The 1222-nt window shown below is 72.8% G+C and carries 1 protein-coding gene; it reads left to right on the forward strand.

The window, feature by feature from the left end:
* Nucleotides 1-1222, forward strand: a 1222-nt coding sequence (locus D183_RS0120940) for a DNA internalization-related competence protein ComEC/Rec2 (RefSeq protein WP_017910720.1), incomplete at both ends; no start/stop codon positions are given.

Below are 1222 nucleotides of genomic sequence, written 5' to 3' on the forward strand. Positions count from 1 at the left end.
GCGCTGGCGGCGATCGCCATGCTGCTCTGCGACCCGCTGGCAGTACTCTCGGCCGGCTTCTGGCTGAGCTTCCTCGGCGTCGCCTGGCTGGCCTGGTGCATGCCCGATGCCGGTCGTGGCTGGCGCGAGACGCTACGCAGCTTCCTGACCGCGCAAGGCGTGGCCACGGTCGGCCTGCTGCCGGTGAGCACGATGCTGTTCGGGCAGGCCTCCGTGGTCGGGCCGCTGGCCAACCTGCTGGCGATCCCGTGGTGGAGCCTGGTGGTGGTGCCGTTGGCCTTGCTTGGTACCGCGCTGGAGGCGTTGCATGCCGGCGCCGGGGCCTGGCTGTGGCGCCTGGCCGCAGCCTGCTTCGACCTGACCTGGCCGTTGTTCGTCGCCCTGGGCGAGAGCCGCTTCGCCCTGCGCTGGTTGCCGGAGGCGCGCGACTGGGCGCTGCCGCTGGCCTTGCTGGGCGCGTTCTGGCTGCTGCTGCCGCGCGCGGTGCCGGGCAAGCCGCTGGCGGCGCTGCTGTGGTTGCCCTTGCTGTGGCCGCCGCTGGAGCGACCGCGACCGGGCGAGGTCGATCTGGTGATGTTCGACGTGGGGCAGGGCCTGTCGTTGCTGGTCCGCACCGCCCACCATCAACTGCTGTACGACACCGGGCCGGCGGTGGAGGACGGCTACGACGCTGGCGAACGGGTGGTGGTCCCGGCGCTGCATGCGCTTGGCGTGGCGCGGCTGGATCGCGCGGTGATCAGTCATGGCGACAACGACCACGCCGGCGGCCTGGGCGCGGTGCGCGCGGCGCTGCCGATCGGCCTGGTCCAGGCCCCGGCTGGTGCGCCGTTGCCGGTGGACCGGGCCTGCGTGACCGGCGATGCCTGGGAATGGGATGGCGTGCGGTTCTGGTTCCTGCATCCGGCGCAGCACTTTCCGTATCTGCGCAACGAATCCAGCTGTGTGCTGCGCGTGGAGACCGCGCATGGCGCGCTGTTGCTGGCCGGCGACATCGGCGACGTGGTCGAGCGCACGCTGCTGCGCGAGGCGCCGCAGGCGCTGCGCGCCGACGTCGTGGTGGCGCCGCACCATGGCAGCGCGCATTCCTCGCAGCCGGCCTTCGTCGCCGCCACCGGTGCGCGGCTGGTGCTGGTGTCGGCGGCCTACGGCAACCGCTTCGGTCATCCGCATCCGGGTGTGGTGGCGCGCTGGCAAGCCGCCGGTGCCGAGGTCGCCGGCACGA

The organism is Xanthomonas sp. SHU 199 (assembly GCF_000364665.1).
Taxonomy (GTDB): Bacteria; Pseudomonadota; Gammaproteobacteria; order Xanthomonadales; family Xanthomonadaceae; genus Xanthomonas_A; species Xanthomonas_A sontii.